General features: G+C 46.6%; 18 protein-coding genes. All 18 read left to right on the top strand.

Annotated features, from left to right (window positions below; all coding sequences use genetic code 11):
- Nucleotides 1–11: 11 nt before the first annotated feature.
- Nucleotides 12–1,295: a flagellar hook-length control protein FliK gene (locus V1498_RS14325; RefSeq protein WP_409294375.1), complete on the top strand. Its 1,284-nt coding sequence runs from the start codon at nt 12–14 to the stop codon at nt 1,293–1,295.
- 9 nt (nt 1,296–1,304) lie between these two features.
- Complete coding sequence (gene flgD, locus V1498_RS14320) at nt 1,305–1,943, top strand: flagellar hook assembly protein FlgD (protein WP_409294374.1); 639 nt, start codon at nt 1,305–1,307, stop codon at nt 1,941–1,943.
- Between the two features lie 18 nt (nt 1,944–1,961).
- Nucleotides 1,962–2,351, top strand: a complete 390-nt coding sequence (locus V1498_RS14315; RefSeq protein WP_409294373.1) for a TIGR02530 family flagellar biosynthesis protein — start codon at nt 1,962–1,964, stop codon at nt 2,349–2,351.
- Between the two features lie 66 nt (nt 2,352–2,417).
- Entirely contained in the window at nt 2,418–3,611 is a 1,194-nt protein-coding gene (gene flgF / locus V1498_RS14310; RefSeq protein WP_409294372.1) for a flagellar basal-body rod protein FlgF, read from the top strand.
- 49 nt (nt 3,612–3,660) lie between these two features.
- Entirely contained in the window at nt 3,661–3,894 is a 234-nt protein-coding gene (locus V1498_RS14305) for a flagellar FlbD family protein (RefSeq protein WP_409294371.1), read from the top strand.
- Nucleotides 3,884–4,318, top strand: coding sequence for a flagellar basal body-associated protein FliL (fliL, locus tag V1498_RS14300; protein WP_409294370.1), 435 nt, complete (start codon nt 3,884–3,886; stop codon nt 4,316–4,318). The genes V1498_RS14305 and fliL overlap by 11 nt, the downstream gene beginning before the upstream one ends.
- Before the next feature lie 37 nt (nt 4,319–4,355).
- Entirely contained in the window at nt 4,356–5,354 is a 999-nt protein-coding gene (gene fliM, locus V1498_RS14295) for a flagellar motor switch protein FliM (protein WP_409294369.1), read from the top strand.
- Entirely contained in the window at nt 5,344–6,546 is a 1,203-nt protein-coding gene (gene fliY / locus V1498_RS14290; RefSeq protein ID WP_409294368.1) for a flagellar motor switch phosphatase FliY, read from the top strand. The genes fliM and fliY overlap by 11 nt, the downstream gene beginning before the upstream one ends.
- Nucleotides 6,547–6,561: 15 nt before the next feature.
- Complete coding sequence (locus V1498_RS14285) at nt 6,562–6,924, top strand: response regulator (RefSeq protein ID WP_409294367.1); 363 nt, start codon at nt 6,562–6,564, stop codon at nt 6,922–6,924.
- Between the two features lie 31 nt (nt 6,925–6,955).
- Complete coding sequence (locus tag V1498_RS14280) at nt 6,956–7,600, top strand: flagellar biosynthetic protein FliO (RefSeq protein ID WP_409294366.1); 645 nt, start codon at nt 6,956–6,958, stop codon at nt 7,598–7,600.
- The gene (fliP, locus tag V1498_RS14275) at nt 7,593–8,258 is read left to right on the top strand and encodes a flagellar type III secretion system pore protein FliP (RefSeq protein WP_409294365.1); all 666 of its coding nucleotides are present in this window, start codon (nt 7,593–7,595) and stop codon (nt 8,256–8,258) included. Before V1498_RS14280 ends, fliP begins: the two co-directional genes overlap by 8 nt.
- 15 nt (nt 8,259–8,273) lie before the next feature.
- The gene (gene fliQ / locus V1498_RS14270) at nt 8,274–8,543 is read left to right on the top strand and encodes a flagellar biosynthesis protein FliQ (RefSeq protein WP_409294364.1); all 270 of its coding nucleotides are present in this window, start codon (nt 8,274–8,276) and stop codon (nt 8,541–8,543) included.
- Nucleotides 8,544–8,546: 3 nt separating this feature from the next.
- Nucleotides 8,547–9,323: a flagellar biosynthetic protein FliR gene (gene fliR / locus V1498_RS14265; protein ID WP_409294363.1), complete on the top strand. Its 777-nt coding sequence runs from the start codon at nt 8,547–8,549 to the stop codon at nt 9,321–9,323.
- The gene (flhB, locus tag V1498_RS14260; RefSeq protein WP_409294362.1) at nt 9,323–10,405 is read left to right on the top strand and encodes a flagellar biosynthesis protein FlhB; all 1,083 of its coding nucleotides are present in this window, start codon (nt 9,323–9,325) and stop codon (nt 10,403–10,405) included. Before fliR ends, flhB begins: the two co-directional genes overlap by 1 nt.
- Nucleotides 10,406–10,429: 24 nt before the next feature.
- A complete protein-coding gene (flhA, locus tag V1498_RS14255) occupies nt 10,430–12,466 on the top strand; it encodes a flagellar biosynthesis protein FlhA (RefSeq protein ID WP_409294361.1) in 2,037 nt (678 codons plus the stop codon).
- A 2-nt stretch (nt 12,467–12,468) separates the two neighbouring features.
- Entirely contained in the window at nt 12,469–13,659 is a 1,191-nt protein-coding gene (gene flhF / locus V1498_RS14250; protein WP_409299305.1) for a flagellar biosynthesis protein FlhF, read from the top strand.
- On the top strand, nt 13,643–14,515 hold the full coding sequence (locus tag V1498_RS14245; RefSeq protein WP_409294360.1) for a MinD/ParA family protein: 873 nt from the start codon (nt 13,643–13,645) through the stop codon (nt 14,513–14,515). The genes flhF and V1498_RS14245 overlap by 17 nt, the downstream gene beginning before the upstream one ends.
- Nucleotides 14,516–14,517: 2 nt before the next feature.
- A complete protein-coding gene (locus V1498_RS14240) occupies nt 14,518–15,609 on the top strand; it encodes a chemotaxis response regulator protein-glutamate methylesterase (protein WP_409294359.1) in 1,092 nt (363 codons plus the stop codon).
- Nucleotides 15,610–15,689 lie beyond the last annotated feature (80 nt).

The raw sequence follows: 15,689 nt of genomic DNA, 5'->3' as shown, positions 1-15,689 counted from the left end.
GAGGTGAAAAAATGAATACAGCCATCAGCACTGCTCCGGTTGTTCAGGCAGGAACCATGGCCAGCGATGGAAGCAAAAGCGGTCAAACAGTCAATGCAGGGCTTTTTGGATCTGTTTTTGCAAGTCTCCAAGATACAGGAGCCGCACTGGAAGGAACGAACCCTGCTGAAATCCAGCAGCTTGGGGAGCTGAAGGAACTTATCGGCCTTCTTTCCATGGAAAGTCTGCAGGATATGGAGGGGGGCGGACTCTTTGCCAGGAAGCTGATTTTAGGGGAAGCATCCATCAGCGACCACCCAATGGCGGAAGGGATGATTGCCTCTGGTTCGCTCGGGTCTTCCATCGAAAAACTTCTTCAGGATTTGGGAATGGATAAGGCTCATGGAGACAAAGACAAAGAGGACAGTTTGGGGGATATAAGCAGCCTGATTGCCATCCTCACCCAAATTACAGCAATGCCCGTCAAAGAATTAAAGCACCTGGATATGAAAGCTGTCAAAGAAGTACTTCAATTCTCAAAGTTTGCAGAGCTTTCCGCACCATTCATGGATATGCCGGAAGAAGGTTCCGCTCTTGTTAAGAAGCTTGCCAGCCTGCTAGAGACGGTAAGGGGAAGTCTGGAAGCAACAGCCAGCCGCAGGGAAATCGGGCACAGCCTGTCCGCACAGCCGGTTACAAATGACACTGCAAAAAAAATAATCCAAGAAGTTTATACCCGAATTGAAGGAAGCATAAACACAAAATCCGCAGAAAAATCACAAACAGTGTCCGTCCAGGAGATTCTGCCGGTGCACCCAACATTGCATATATCGGTTAACAAAAATGATCTTCCTGTCCTTACCATGTCCAAAGGCAGCCAGCCGGTAAATCAGGAACAATTCATCAAGCAGTTCGAAAATATCCTGGCGAAAGCAGGATTTACAAATGCGAATGGAATGCAAAAGTTATTCATCAGACTGAATCCCGAGCATCTTGGCTCGCTCCGGATTGAAATAATCCAAAAAGATCAAATGGTTACTGCCAGGATCCTGGCGTCTACGAGCGCTGCCAAGGAAACCCTTGAACATCATATTCACAACCTGAAGCAGGCGTTCACTTCCCAAAATCTTCACATCGAAAAACTGGAAATTTCCCAGGCCATGAGCCAATTCACTGGCGAGAAATATTTCCAGAGGGAAGGGCAGCAAAAAGAGCAGCAGGAATTCAACCAGTCTCAAAAGGATAACCGCAGTGATGAAACGGACAGCGGTTTTAATGAAACTCTGGAAGAAGCTCTAGTAAACATGAAAGTGTAGGTGAATGAATTGGATAAGATACAATCTTCTCTTCTGCTTAGCAATTATCAGCAGCAAACAAAAAAGAGCTCAGGTGACAATCTAGGAAAAGATGACTTTTTGAAAATATTAATGACACAGCTGCAGAACCAAGATCCATCGAATCCGCTGCAGGATAAAGACTTTATTGCCCAGATGGCCACTTTCTCCACACTTGAGCAAATTACGAACATGGGTAAGTCAATCGATAAATTTGTAACCATGCAGCAGCAGTCACAGTTGATTTCCTATAATCAATTTGTCGGTAAAAATGTTTCATGGCATAAGATCACAGAGACTCAAGAAGGCCCAAAAGTGGAACAGGGTAAGGGTACGGTCGCGTCTGTACAATTTAAGGAAGACACCGCCCAGTTTATCCTTGAAGACGGAACAAAGCTCGAACCAGGCAATGTTTCAGAAATCAATTCAGCTCCATCAAGCTCAGACAATAATCTCATGCAGGCAAGCGAGTTGATTGGAAAAGTCATCTCCTGGCTGGATGATGCCAAACAGGAAAAAACGGCAGAAGTAAAAGCTGCAGGCATTAAGGATGGGAAAAGCTATCTTGAAATGAATGACGCAGGCGCTACAAAAATAAATGCCAGCCAGATTATAAAAATTTCTTCATAAAATTGAGGGGCAGCTGCCATGGAAAAGGTAAATTACAGACCCATTTCCCCAACTCTGCATCCCATTCAAAGCCAGATTGGGACTAAACAGGCTGATTTCCGCAAAACTAGCTTTGCCGAACAGCTGAATACCGCAGCCAGCCAGAAGCAGAACACACTCATCATAAGCAAGCACGCTAAGGCTCGTCTTGCTGACCGAAATATTGATATAGATAAAGCCGGCTGGACAAGAATTGGGGCAAAGGTGCAGGAAGCTTGGAAAATGGGAGTAACAGAGTCACTGGTATTAACAAAGAATGCCGCCCTGATCGTAAGTGCAAAGAACAATACGGTCATCACTGCCATGGGCAGGGAAGAAGCAGCGGCTCAGATTTTCACGAATATCAATGGAACTATAATAATGGAATAGGCTGGACCCGATGGGGAAGCCCGGCTGCCGACCGACAGACGCAGCCATACAGAGAGGGGAAAAACAATGCTTAGATCTATGTATTCAGGAATCAGCGGAATGAAAAACTTCCAGACAAAGCTTGATGTAATCGGGAATAATATTGCGAATGTAAATACTGCCGGATTTAAAAAAGGCAGGGTGACCTTCAAGGATACGATGAACCAGACAATATCAGGAGCAAGCGCAGCCCAGGCCAACCGGGGCGGGAAAAATCCGATGCAGGTCGGACTCGGCTCCACCATGGCAACCATCGATACCATCCACACCCAGTCAAGCCTTCAGACTACTGGGAGATCACTTGATCTTGCGGTCAACGGTGACGGCTACTTTGTGGTCAAGCAAGGCGATGCCGAGTTTTATTCAAGAGCTGGAAATATGTATCTCGATAATGACGGGAATCTGGTCAATGCGGACGGCTATAAGGTACAGGCTTTTAAAATGGATCCGGCAACTGGCCAAGTGACCAATAATTATGGAGATGTGACAGTCAATGTGAATGCAGTCATGTCAGCCACGCCTACTGATACAGCAAAAATAGCAGGTGCTTTGAGTGAAAAAGCTACTAATAACACAGATTATATCCAGCAGATTGAGGTAGTTGACAGTGATGGAGAAACACATAAAGTAGAGCTGAAGTTCACTAAACAATCAGCAACTCAGTGGAAAGTGACAGGGAATGGAGCTACGGTAGGCGCCGGAGCTGATACCATTACCTTTGATGCAGCAGGAAAAGCTTCTCCTGCAGCCCTAAATTGGAGTTTGACTGCTGACGGTAAAACAATAAATGCAGCAGTGGATCTGAAGGACCTTGTGCAAAGCGGCAATCAATCAACAGCCCTCGTTACACCAAACGGCAATTCCGAAGGCTCTCTTGAAAGCTTCAATATAGGCCAAATGGGTGAAATTAACGGCGTCTATTCAAATGGCCTTGTTACCACACTTGGTCAGGTTGCGCTTGCGAAGTTTTCCAATCCATCTGGTTTAACGAAGGCTGGAGGGAACTTATTCCAGCAGTCCATTAACTCCGGAACGCCGAATATCGGCACACCTGGCGACGGGCTGGGAACGATTGCCGCTGGCTCGCTTGAAATGTCCAATGTTGATCTGTCAGAGGAATTTACAGAAATGATCACAGCACAGCGCGGTTTCCAGGCTAATACCAGGATCATCACTACGTCAGATGAAATTCTGCAGGAGCTTGTGAATTTAAAACGTTAAGGTAAAGGGAGGTAGAGAGCCGGATGTGTCCGGTCCGGCTCTTGGATAAATGATAGAAGTAACAAAATTGAATGGGAAGAAGTTTCATATCAATGCTGTTTTTATTGAAACCGTGGAGTCTAATCCAGATACAACCATTTCCCTTTCCAATGGAAAGAAATTTATAGTCTCAGAGAGTGAAAAAGAAATTATCCATTCTATTACCCGGTTTTATAAGACAGTCAGTGTTTTAGGCCTAAGTGCCAATCCTGAATCTGTAATGAAAGGGGGGGATGAAAATTAAAAAGAAGCTGGTAACCATCATGCTGATCTTAGTCTTGTCCATTACCCTGATCGGCGGCATAGCACTTGTTGTTGTGATGAAGTTTACAGGCGATGAAAAAGCACACGCCCAGCCGAATATTGATGAAATTGTCGAAGCTTCGGTAGAGGTTCCTGAAATTACGACCAACCTATCCAGCGGTGACTTTATCAGAATATCGTTCACAGTCCAGACGGACGGCAAGGATGCCAAAGAGGAACTGGAGAAAAGGAATTTCCAGGTCAAGAATATCATTGTTTCCGAGTTGTCAGACATGAAGGCAGCGGACCTGACAGGTAAAGCTGGCAAGGAGAAATTCGAGGAGCTGTTAAAGGGCAGGATCGGCAGCCTGATGCAGGAAGGGAAAATCGTTAAAGTGTATATAACCTCCTCCATACTACAATAGCAGTGACAATACAATGGTTTTTTGGGGGTGATGGAAGTTGTCAGGCGAAATTTTGTCGCAAAGTGAAATAGATGCACTGCTATCAGCCATTTCCACTGGAGAAATGGATGCAGATGAGTTAAAGAAAGAAGAAACAGAGCGAAAGGTCAGAGTCTATGACTTCAAGAGGGCGCTGCGGTTTTCCAAAGATCAGATCAGGAGCCTTACCCGGATTCATGAGAATTTTGCCCGTGTTCTGACCACTTTCTTTTCTGCACAGCTGAGGACTTATGTCCAGATCACTGTGGCCTCGGCAGACCAGATTCCATATGAAGAATTTATCAGGTCCATTCCAAAGATGACGATTTTAAATATTTTCGATGTACCGCCGCTGGATGGAAGCATCCTGATGGAAGTGAATCCGAACATTGCTTATACGATGCTTGACAGGACCTTGGGCGGGCGCGGAGTCAGTGTGAATAAGGTGGAAAATCTTACAGAAATTGAAACAAAACTGATGTCGAACATGTTTGAAAAAGCATTTGAACATATGCAGGAGGCCTGGTCATCGGTCGCTGAGATCGACCCGATTTTCACGGGACTCGAGGTCAATCCGCAGTTCCTCCAGATGGTTTCGCCGAATGAGACGGTGGTTGTCATTTCACTGAATACTCAAATCGGCGAGACTACCGGGATGATCAATCTCTGTATTCCGCATGTGGTGCTTGAACCGATCATGCCAAAGCTTTCTGTGCATTATTGGATGCAGACCGCCCAAAAAGAACGTCTGCCTCAGGAAGTGGAAGTGCTTGAGAATCGAATCAAGAGAGCGGAACTTCCGGTTGTTGCTGAACTCGGTACCACAGAAATAAGCATACAGGACTTTATGTCCCTCGATACGGGAGATGTCATTGAACTGAATCAGCTGATTCATTCCCCGCTGACCATAAAAGTCGGGGACATACCAAAATTCATCGCACAGCCCGGCAAAGCAAGCAAAAGGCTGGCTGTGCAGATTCTTGATAAATTAGAGGGGGGAGACGAAGATGGTAAGTGATGAAATGCTGTCTCAGGATGAAATAGATGCATTGCTAAGAGGTACGGCTGACTTGGAAGAAGCATCTCCATCCCTGAATATTGACGATTATTTTACTTCTATGGAAAGAGACACACTTGGTGAAATCGGAAATATTTCATTTGGCAGTTCTGCCACGGCTCTTTCCACACTATTGAACCAAAAAGTAGAAATTACGACTCCTTCTGTTGATGCCATACCTGCCGCAAAAATTGAAGAGGAATTTCCTCATCCATATGTGGGTATTCAAGTCAGCTATACAGTAGGTTTCACGGGGATCAACCTCTTTGTCATCAAGCAGAGCGATGCTGCGATCATCGCGGATCTCATGCTTGGCGGAGACGGGAAAAATCCGGACGAGCTGCTGGGTGAAATCCAGTTGAGCGCCGTTCAGGAAGCCATGAACCAAATGATGGGATCGGCTGCAACTTCGATGTCGACCATCTTCAATAAAAAAGTTGATATTTCTCCTCCAAGCATAGATCTTTTGAATATGAAAGAAGGATCCGGTGCTGATTCCATTCCGGAAGAAGATCTTCTTGCCAGGATTTCGTTCAGGCTTAAGGTCGGGGATTTGATTGATTCAGATATTATGCAGCTGCTGCCGCTTACTTTTGCTAAAAGCCTGGTAAATGACCTGCTGAATCCACCTGTTCCGGAAGCACCGGCTTCCGTTTCCGCTGGTACGGCCGGACAAGCGCCAAATCACACTCCTGTGCAGGAAGAACACCAGAAGCACGCTTCCCAGCCTGAGCGGGCACAGGTGCAGGAAAGTCATAACCCTGCCTACAGCCAGCCTGTACAGAGGGAATCGCAGCATTTCAGTTCGAACAGCTATTCCAGCCAACAGCAGGTAAATGTTCAGCCGGCTACATTCGAAAGCTTTTCACCGGCTGCTGTCCATGAACCGGCATCAGGAAACCTGGACCTGCTCCTCGATATCCCTCTTCAGGTAACAGTTGAGCTTGGCAGGACTAAACGATCGGTTAAAGAACTTCTCGAACTTTCAGCGGGATCCATCATTGAACTGGACAAGCTGGCGGGAGAGCCGGTGGATGTACTGGTTAATAACAAGCTGGTGGCGACGGGTGAAGTAGTCGTAATCGATGAGAACTTCGGTGTAAGAGTAACAGATATCATCAGCCAATCTGATAGAATAAAAAAATTACGATAATCTGGGGGAAGAACAATGGCACATAGAATTTTAATTGTAGATGACGCAGCTTTCATGCGTATGATGATCAAAGATATTCTTACTAAGAATGGATACGATGTAGTTGCCGAAGCCGCGGATGGCCAGCAGGCTATCGAAAAATATAAAGAGCACCAGCCGGATTTGGTGACTATGGACATCACAATGCCAGAAAAAGACGGTATTGCAGCATTGAAGGAGATCAAACAGAGTGATCCTGCTGCAAAAATCATCATGTGTTCCGCCATGGGCCAGCAGGCGATGGTGATTGACGCCATCCAGGCAGGCGCTAAGGACTTCATCGTCAAGCCTTTCCAGGCGGACAGGGTGCTTGAGGCAATCAGTAAAACACTGGGTTAAAGGATTAAATAGATTAAGAGGGTGTCATATCTTGCTGTTGAAAAAAACGTTAAGGATCCTGCTTCTGCTGTCAATTGCTTTCTTCGGTGTATCTGCGGGGGCGGATGCCAAGCAAGTTGATAAGAGTGTCAAAGACTGGTATGAACACCCTGACAAACAGGAAGTGAACGGGAATGAAAGCCCGGCCGGCACAGCCCAGAATGACACAAATAGCGCGGCCCTTTCATTCTCGGACTTCTTCCGGATGGCAATGGCAACTATCTTCGTAGTTGCTCTTCTTTATTTAGTGCTTCGCTTCTTAAAGAAGAAGAACAGTACGTTTCAAAAAGCCGGTGTTTTAGAAAATCTGGGTGGAACATCCCTTGGCGGCAGCCGTTCCATTCAGCTGATAAAAGTAGGGGAACGAATATTGGTGGTTGGTGTGGGCGAGACCATCCAGCTATTGAGAGAGATTGATGATAGAGATGAAATAAACTCATTTATAGAGCAGCACAATCAGGGTCTGGACGGCATGCTGCAGCCTGCGGATCTCATCACAAAGCTATTGAACCGGAATAAAACCCAGACATCAGAAAAAAGCTTCGCCACACAGCTGAAAAGCCAGCTGGATGAAGTTTTATCTTCAAGGAAAAAGGCTATGAATGGGGTAAAAGAAAGGGGAGGAAAGGATGAATGAATTTATGGAGTTCTTTAACACCTCTTCTCCCGAAAATGTTTCCACTTCAGTAAAGCTTTTATTGATGCTCACCGTCCTTTCGCTTGCACCGAGCATCCTGATCCTGATGACCTGCTTTACAAGGATCATCATTGTACTGAGTTTTGTCAGGACTTCTCTCGCCACCCAGCAGATGCCGCCCAACCAGGTTTTGGTTGGATTGGCACTGTTTATGTCGTTCTTCATCATGGCACCAACATTTCAGGAAGTGAATGAGAAGGCATTGACACCGCTGTTTGACAATAAAATCAAACTTGAAGAAGCTTATGAACGGGCTGCAGTGCCCTTTAAGGAATTCATGAGCGCGCACACGAGGCAGAAAGACCTTGAACTGTTCCTGGCGTATGCAAAAATAGACAAGCCAAAAAGCATTGATGAGATACCGATTACGGCACTGGTGCCAGCGTATGCAATAAGCGAATTAAAAACAGCCTTCCAGATCGGGTTCATGATATTCATACCCTTCCTGGTGATTGATATGATTGTTGCCAGCGTCCTGATGTCAATGGGGATGATGATGCTTCCTCCCGTCATGATATCTCTGCCCTTTAAAATATTGCTGTTTGTCCTGGTGGACGGCTGGTATTTAGTTGTAAAGTCTTTGCTGCAATCCTTTTAAGCAGGTGAAAGAAGAATGAATTCAGAGTTTGTAATATCTATAGCAGAAAAAGGCATCATGACCGTCCTGTTGATCAGCGGCCCGCTGCTCGCACTGGCGCTGGTCGTCGGACTTTTAATCAGTATTTTCCAGGCTGCCACCCAGATACAGGAACAAACGCTTGCCTTTGTACCGAAAATAGTTGCCGTGCTCGTCGGACTGGTTTTCTTTGGTCCCTGGATGCTGAGCCATATGCTCTCATATACTACTGAAATATTTTCAAATCTTACAAGGTTCATAGGTTAGGGCATGGAAGAGCTGGTTCCTAAATTTGCAGTTTTTCTGCTCGTGCTTGTAAGGGTAACAACCTTTTTCGTCGTATGCCCCATCTTCTCATACCGGACGATTCCCGCCATGCATAAAATCGGCTTTAGTGTGTTTCTCGCATGGATTATGTATTACACCATTGATGCCCCAGCCCTCGAAATTGATTACTTATTTTTTCTGCTGGCCATTAAGGAAGCTCTTGTAGGGATTGTCCTTGGTTTCATAGCGTATATGGTAATGGCTGCCGTTCAGATGGCCGGCGGGTTTATCGATTTCCAAATGGGCTTTGCCATCGCCAATGTCATAGATCCACAAACTGGTGCTCAAGGACCGCTGCTCGGACAATACATTTATACGACAGCCCTGCTGTTTTTGCTGGCGACCAATGGCCACCATCTGCTGCTTGACGGCATATTTTACAGCTATGAGGCTGTCCCGATTGATAAAGTCTTTAAGCCCTTTGGCTCTGAGCCTTTTATGATCCATGCTGCTGAAGTGTTCAACCAGACCTTCCTTGCTGCCCTGCAGATGTCAATACCGCTGGTCGGGAGCCTGTTCCTTGTGGATGTAGCCCTTGGCATTGTTGCAAGGACCGTTCCGCAGCTCAACATATTTGTGGTGGGTGTTCCTGTAAAGATCATCGTCAGCTTCTTCATCCTTATTGCTGTATTTGGAGCCTTGATGATGTCTGTCAGAAGCCTGTTTGAATACGCATTGGTCTCCATGAGGGGACTTATGCAGATCTTAGGGGGAGCATAATGAATTTTCTGCATCTTGATCTGCAATATTTTTCCGGTGAAAAAACGGAAAGAGCGACACCGAAGAAAAGGGAAGATGCCAAAAAGAAGGGACAGACAGCAAAAAGCCAGGACGTCAATACAGCGGTTGTCCTGCTGACGGTGTTTTTCACGCTGGTGATTACAGGTCCTTCCATGGCCGGTAAAATGATGTTCATCTTCACAGAATATTTAAGAGATTTCAAGAATATCAACCTTAACCAGGACAGCATACAGCCCCTTTTTACAGGGCTGGTAAAGGAAGTGGCCCTCGTGCTTGCTCCCATACTCGGAGCAGCGATGGTGGCTGGTGCACTTGCGAATTACGTCCAGGTGGGAGTCATGTTCTCGACCGAAGCCATCCAATTCAAGCTGGATAAAATAAATCCCATCAGCGGATTTAAAAGGATCGTTTCACTAAGGGCGCTGGTGGAATTATTGAAGTCCATTCTAAAGATATCGCTGGTCGGACTGGTTACGTTCGTTGTTGTATGGGATAAGCTTCCGGAAATTATGCTCCTTTCACAGAAATCCCCGGGAGACGCCATGGCAGCGCTCGGAAAAATCACGCTGAATGTGGGGCTGTTTGCAGGCGGTGCCCTTTTGTTTTTGTCGCTTCTGGATTATCTTTATCAAAAGTTTGATTTTGAAAAAAGCATAAGGATGTCCAAGCAGGATATCAAGGATGAATATAAAAACATTGAGGGGGACCCTCTCATAAAATCAAAGATTAAACAAAGGCAAAGAGAAATGGCCATGCAGAGAATGATGCAGGAAGTCCCGAAGGCGGATGTGGTAATCACAAATCCAACCCATTTTGCCATTGCCCTTAAATATGATGAGGAAAAAAGTGAAGCCCCGACAGTAGTGGCAAAAGGGGTAGATTTCATCGCACAGAAGATCAAACTTGTAGCAGGGGAAAACGACATCACCATGGTAGAAAACAGGCCGCTTGCCCGCGCTCTTTATGATTCAAGTGAGATTGGACAGGCGATTCCAGAGGAATTCTTTAAAGCTGTCGCCGAAATATTGGCGTATGTCTACAAATTAAAAGGTAAAATTTGAGCAACCGTGATAGGAGAGAAAGTTATGCAAGCAAGAGATTTATCAGTCCTAATGAGTGTCATTTTAATTGTGGCCATGTTGATCATCCCATTTCCAACATGGTTATTGAGCCTGCTTATCATCGTGAATATTTCTCTCGCTCTTTTAGTTCTGCTTACTTCCATGAATATGCAGGAACCGCTGCAGTTCTCCATTTTCCCATCACTGTTATTGCTGCTCACATTATTCCGGTTAGGACTGAATGTTTCTACAACCCGATCCATTTTGAGTACAGGTGACGGCGGTGGGGTTGTAGAAACATTTGGGACCTTCGTTGTCGGCGGGAATATCGTAGTAGGGCTTGTTGTCTTCCTTATCCTGATCATTATCCAATTCATCGTAATTACCAAGGGTTCTGAAAGGGTCTCTGAAGTAGCGGCCAGATTCACCCTGGATGCGATGCCGGGTAAACAAATGAGCATTGATGCTGATCTGAACGCCGGCATGATCTCTGAAAAGGAAGCTAGAGAAAGACGTGAAAAAGTCAGCCGTGAAGCTGATTTTTACGGCGCAATGGACGGAGCAAGCAAGTTCGTAAAGGGAGATGCGATAGCAGGCATCATCATCGTCCTGATCAACTTAATTTTTGGGATTATCATCGGGATCATGCAGCAGGACCTAAGCTTCGGGGAAGCTGCACACCATTTTTCGCTTTTATCTGTAGGCGACGGGATCGTAAGCCAGGTCCCTGCGCTTCTCATTTCAACTGCAACCGGTATTGTCGTGACCAGGGCCGCCTCGGAAGGAAATCTTGGTTCAGACATTACCTCACAGCTTCTTGCATTTCCACCAATGCTTTATGTTGCCGGCGGCACTATTGCGCTTCTTGGCCTGTTCACCCCAATCAATGACCTAGTGACCCTGCCAGTGGCAGCTGCACTGATATTTGGGGGGTATATGTCAGGAAGGGCTCCTAAGAAGGAAGAAGCCGAGCTGATGGAAATAGAGGAAGAGATTGAAACAGATGAGATGAAAAGTCCGGAAAGTGTGGTAAACCTGCTTAACGTCGACCCAGTTGAATTTGAATTCGGCTACGGGTTGATACCGCTGGCAGACACCAATCAGGGCGGGGACCTTCTTGACCGGATTGTCATGATCCGGAGACAGCTGGCCATTGAACTCGGAATCGTGATCCCTGTTGTCCGGATACGCGATAATATACAGCTTAATCCGAACGAGTACCGATTGAAGATAAAAGGAAATGAAGCTGCCAGGGGCGAACTGCTGCTTGACCACTATCTCGCAATGAGCCCTGGGATGGAAGATGATGAAATAGAAGGAATCGACACAGTTGAGCCTTCCTTCGGCCTGCCGGCCAAGTGGATTTCTGAAGAAACGAAGGAGCATGCCGAAATGATGGGCTATACCGTTGTGGATCCTCCAAGCGTTGTTTCCACCCATTTGACTGAAATCATTAAGCAAAATGCCCATGAGCTTCTTGGAAGACAGGAAACCAAGCAGCTGATCGACCATCTGAGGGAAAGCTCGCCGATCCTTGTGGAGGAAGTGACGCCTAACCCGCTGTCGATAGGCGATGTGCAAAAGGTGCTTGCCAAGCTGCTTAAGGAAAAGGTATCGATCCGGAATCTTCCGGTCATATTTGAGACTCTTGCTGATTTCGGCAGACTTTCGACAGATACGGATTTGCTCACGGAATACGTGAGGCAGGCGCTGGCAAGGCAGATTACCACTCAATATTCGCAGGGCGGAGAGAGCCTTAAGGTCATCACTCTGTCTGGAAGAGTGGAGAAAATTGTGGCAGAAGGCATCCAGCAGACAGAGCATGGCAATTATCTATCCCTTGACCCGGAGGCTTCCCAGGCAATCCTCGAAGCAGTCGCAGGGCGCCTTGAAGAAGCGGCGCTCCTTGAGCAGTCGCCCATCATCCTCTGTTCTCCAGCAGTACGGATGTATATAAGACAAATGACGGAAAGGTATTTCCCGCACGTGCCGATCCTTTCTTACAATGAACTTGAATCGAATGTGGAAGTACAAAGCGTAGGGGTGGTGAATGTAGATTGAAGGTGAAGAAATTTGAAGCGCCCACTATGGCGCTTGCCATGAAACAGGTTAGAGATGAACTGGGAAACGATGCCGTCATCTTGAATTCGAAGGTCATCCATACAGGAGGCATCCTCGGTCTATTCAAAAAGCGGATGTTTGAAGTCGTGGCAGCTATCGATCCAAAGCCAAGGCAGGACGCTGTTAAACCGAAGCTGAAAGATAAGAAGGCCCATAAAACGGCCCGAAACCTCACTCATTCGGTGACACCAGCTGCCATAGACAGTACGCGGACATCAGTCACAGCAGGAAGTGAAGCGAAACGGCTGGAAGAAAACAGTTTGCTGAAGGAAATCTCCCAGTTAAAGGAAACGGTGGCTGGATTGTCTGATACCTTGGATACTACCCCCCTTCCGAAACAGGTCCAGCATGTAGCCGATCTTTTAAAAGAGCATGATCTGGATCCAGAAATAAGGAAAGGGCTGTCCGCCAAACTGGTTGAAAAATGGTATAAGAATACCGGCAGTGCAGCCCAGGATGATGTGGCTGCCTGGGCTGGGGAAGAAATACTAAAAATCCTGCCAAAGCCGGACGGCAGGGGCTGGGTGACTAAAAAATACATCAGCCTTGCCGGGCCGACAGGTGTCGGCAAAACGACCACACTGGCAAAGATTGCTTCCCGATTTGTCGTAGAACAGAAAAAGAAGGTTGCTTTCATCACCACGGACACCTTCCGTATAGGGGCCATCGAACAGTTAAAAACGTATGCAGGAATCCTCGGGGTGCCGATGGAGGTCGTCTATCATATAGAAGATTTTAAGAGGGCAGCGGAACGTTTTGCAGATTATGACCATATTTTCATCGATACAGCCGGCCGGAATTACAAAAATCAGGAATATGTTAAAGATTTGATGGAATTGATCGATTATAAAAATAATATGGAAAATTTCCTTGTTCTTTCGCTGGCTGCCCGTCAGCCGGACATGGAAAAAATTATCGAACAATTTTCCATTCTGCCTGTAGACGGCCTCATCTTTACAAAGGCTGATGAAACGGAAAGCCGGGGAGCGGTATTCAATCTGGCAGTGAAATACCAAATTGCGCCAGCCTTTATCACGAATGGTCAGAATGTTCCGGACGATATCAATGAGGCAGGGCATCAAACGTTACTTAATCTGCTATTTGGGGATACAGGCAATGAAAGATCAAGCTGAAGCTTTGCGGCAGTTAGTAGAACAGCAGAAAACCAGGAAGCAGGCCAGAGCTATTTCCGTAATCAGTGGAAAAGGCGGTGTAGGTAAATCCAATTTTTCGTTGAATTTTTCGATTGCTCTGTCAAATTACGGACAAAAGGTCCTTCTCATAGACATGGATATTGGAATGGGCAATATCGACATCCTGCTTGGGAATACACCTTCAAAGAATATCGTTCATTTCTTCGAGGGGAGCCTGCCGCTTGAACACGTAATCACAGAAGGTCCCTCAGGCATTTCCTACATCGCAGGAGGGACTGGTTTGTCGGACATTTTCCATCTTGACAGCCAGAAGGAGAATCACTTTTTTTCAGAGTTCGGCCGTGTGGTGAATCTCTTTGATTTTGTCATATTTGATATGGGAGCAGGCATATCCGAGGATACCCTCCCCTTCCTCCTGGCCGCAGATGAAATTTTTGTGATTGCGACACCTGAACCGACTGCCGTGACGGATGCATATGCAGCGATAAAATATATTACGCTGATGCAGCATAATGCGCCTTTTTCTTTAATCTGCAACAAAGCTCCCGGGGAAAAAGAAGGACGCTTGACCATTAATAGGCTCCAGTCAGCGGTGAAACAGTTCCTCGGCCGGGATATCTTCAGTCTTGGGATCCTGCCGGAGGATTCTGAAGTACAAAGAGCTGTCATCAGGCAGACCCCATTTCTGATTGCAAATCCGCGCTCCAGGATTTCAAGGGCCCTGGTATCCCTTGCCGGTGAATTCCTTGAAAGAGATTCAGATAAAGTCACTCCTTCTGCAGCAACAGGTTTTATACGGCGTCTGAGAAAATATATGTTTGGAAGGAAGGCTTGATTATGGAACCCATTAAAGTCCTGGTTGTGGATGATTCTGCATTCATGAGAAAGCTTATTACAGGCTTCCTGGAAGAAGATTCCCGGACCATGGTCGCTGGCACGGCGAGGAACGGAAAAGAGGCATTGCAGAAGGTAAAGGAATTAAAGCCGGATGTTGTGACCCTTGATATAGAGATGCCGCTGATGGACGGACTGGATGCCCTGAAAATGATCATGGAGGCGTGTCCGGTTCCATGCATAATGCTGTCAAGCACCACGACGGCAGGAGCTGATAATACCATGAAAGCCATCGAGCTCGGAGCCTTCGACTTCGTTCCAAAGCCATCAGGACCGATATCACTTGATCTGGAAAAAGTGAAAAGCAGCCTGCTGGATAAAGTGGCCGAGGCTGCAAGGATGGATGTGAAGCAGCTGATGCGGGCGAGGGCCAGGGGCCGAAGACAGACACAATATCCTGGGCCTCAAACAACCGTAATACCGAAAAATGATAAGCCCTTTGCCGGTATCAAAAAAGTCATCTGCATCGGAACTTCGACGGGAGGACCTGGAGCACTCCAGCACGTCCTGTCCAGTCTTCCGGAGGACATTGGAGTGCCAATCCTGATTGTTCAGCATATGCCGGAAGGATTCACTGCTTCGCTGGCGAAACGGCTGAATTCTTTGTCCCGTATAATCGTCAAGGAAGCGGAGGATGGTGAACTGCTGCAAAAAGGAACAGCTTACATAGCGCCGGGAGGCTTTCATCTGACAGTAAGAAAGGCAGGACTGAGCCTGGCCGCCGTCCTCAGCCGTGAAAAGCCGCGCCAAGGACATAGACCTTCAGTGGATGTTCTATTCGAATCCCTTGCAGAGCAGCAGGAATACGCCAAGATTGCTGTCATCATGACAGGGATGGGCCATGACGGATCGAAGGGCCTGCAGGCCCTGAAAAACAGCGGAAGGCTGATTGCCATTGCCGAATCGAAGGAGTCATCCGTGGTGTTCGGTATGCCAAAAGCAGCCATTGCTACAGGTTTGGTCGACAGAGTGGAAAATGTAGACAACATAGCCAGTGCTGTCATATATTTCTCTAAAAATCAGGCTCTGTTATAGGGTAATGTTGATTTCTTTACCTGTTGAATGAAAAACGAAGCACCTGTAACGAAAATCAGCTTTAACAGAGCTATAAATTA

The organism is Paraperibacillus marinus, from assembly GCF_046237605.1.
Taxonomy (GTDB): domain Bacteria; phylum Bacillota; class Bacilli; order Bacillales; family DSM-1321; genus Paraperibacillus; species Paraperibacillus marinus.
The sequence above is the reverse complement of the archived record's forward strand: the minus strand, read 5'-3'. Positions and strand labels throughout refer to the sequence as shown.

Coding starts and splice junctions, on each gene's coding strand:
- flhA (WP_409294361.1), top strand. CDS start 10,430: ATGCAAGCAAGAGATTTATCAGTCCTAATGAGTGTCATTTTAATTGTG.
- V1498_RS14285 (WP_409294367.1), top strand. CDS start 6,562: ATGGCACATAGAATTTTAATTGTAGATGACGCAGCTTTCATGCGTATG.
- fliQ (WP_409294364.1), top strand. CDS start 8,274: ATGAATTCAGAGTTTGTAATATCTATAGCAGAAAAAGGCATCATGACC.
- flgF (WP_409294372.1), top strand. CDS start 2,418: ATGCTTAGATCTATGTATTCAGGAATCAGCGGAATGAAAAACTTCCAG.
- fliY (WP_409294368.1), top strand. CDS start 5,344: ATGGTAAGTGATGAAATGCTGTCTCAGGATGAAATAGATGCATTGCTA.
- V1498_RS14325 (WP_409294375.1), top strand. CDS start 12: ATGAATACAGCCATCAGCACTGCTCCGGTTGTTCAGGCAGGAACCATG.
- V1498_RS14305 (WP_409294371.1), top strand. CDS start 3,661: ATGATAGAAGTAACAAAATTGAATGGGAAGAAGTTTCATATCAATGCT.
- V1498_RS14240 (WP_409294359.1), top strand. CDS start 14,518: ATGGAACCCATTAAAGTCCTGGTTGTGGATGATTCTGCATTCATGAGA.
- V1498_RS14315 (WP_409294373.1), top strand. CDS start 1,962: ATGGAAAAGGTAAATTACAGACCCATTTCCCCAACTCTGCATCCCATT.
- fliL (WP_409294370.1), top strand. CDS start 3,884: ATGAAAATTAAAAAGAAGCTGGTAACCATCATGCTGATCTTAGTCTTG.
- fliP (WP_409294365.1), top strand. CDS start 7,593: ATGAATGAATTTATGGAGTTCTTTAACACCTCTTCTCCCGAAAATGTT.
- flhB (WP_409294362.1), top strand. CDS start 9,323: ATGAATTTTCTGCATCTTGATCTGCAATATTTTTCCGGTGAAAAAACG.
- fliR (WP_409294363.1), top strand. CDS start 8,547: ATGGAAGAGCTGGTTCCTAAATTTGCAGTTTTTCTGCTCGTGCTTGTA.
- V1498_RS14245 (WP_409294360.1), top strand. CDS start 13,643: ATGAAAGATCAAGCTGAAGCTTTGCGGCAGTTAGTAGAACAGCAGAAA.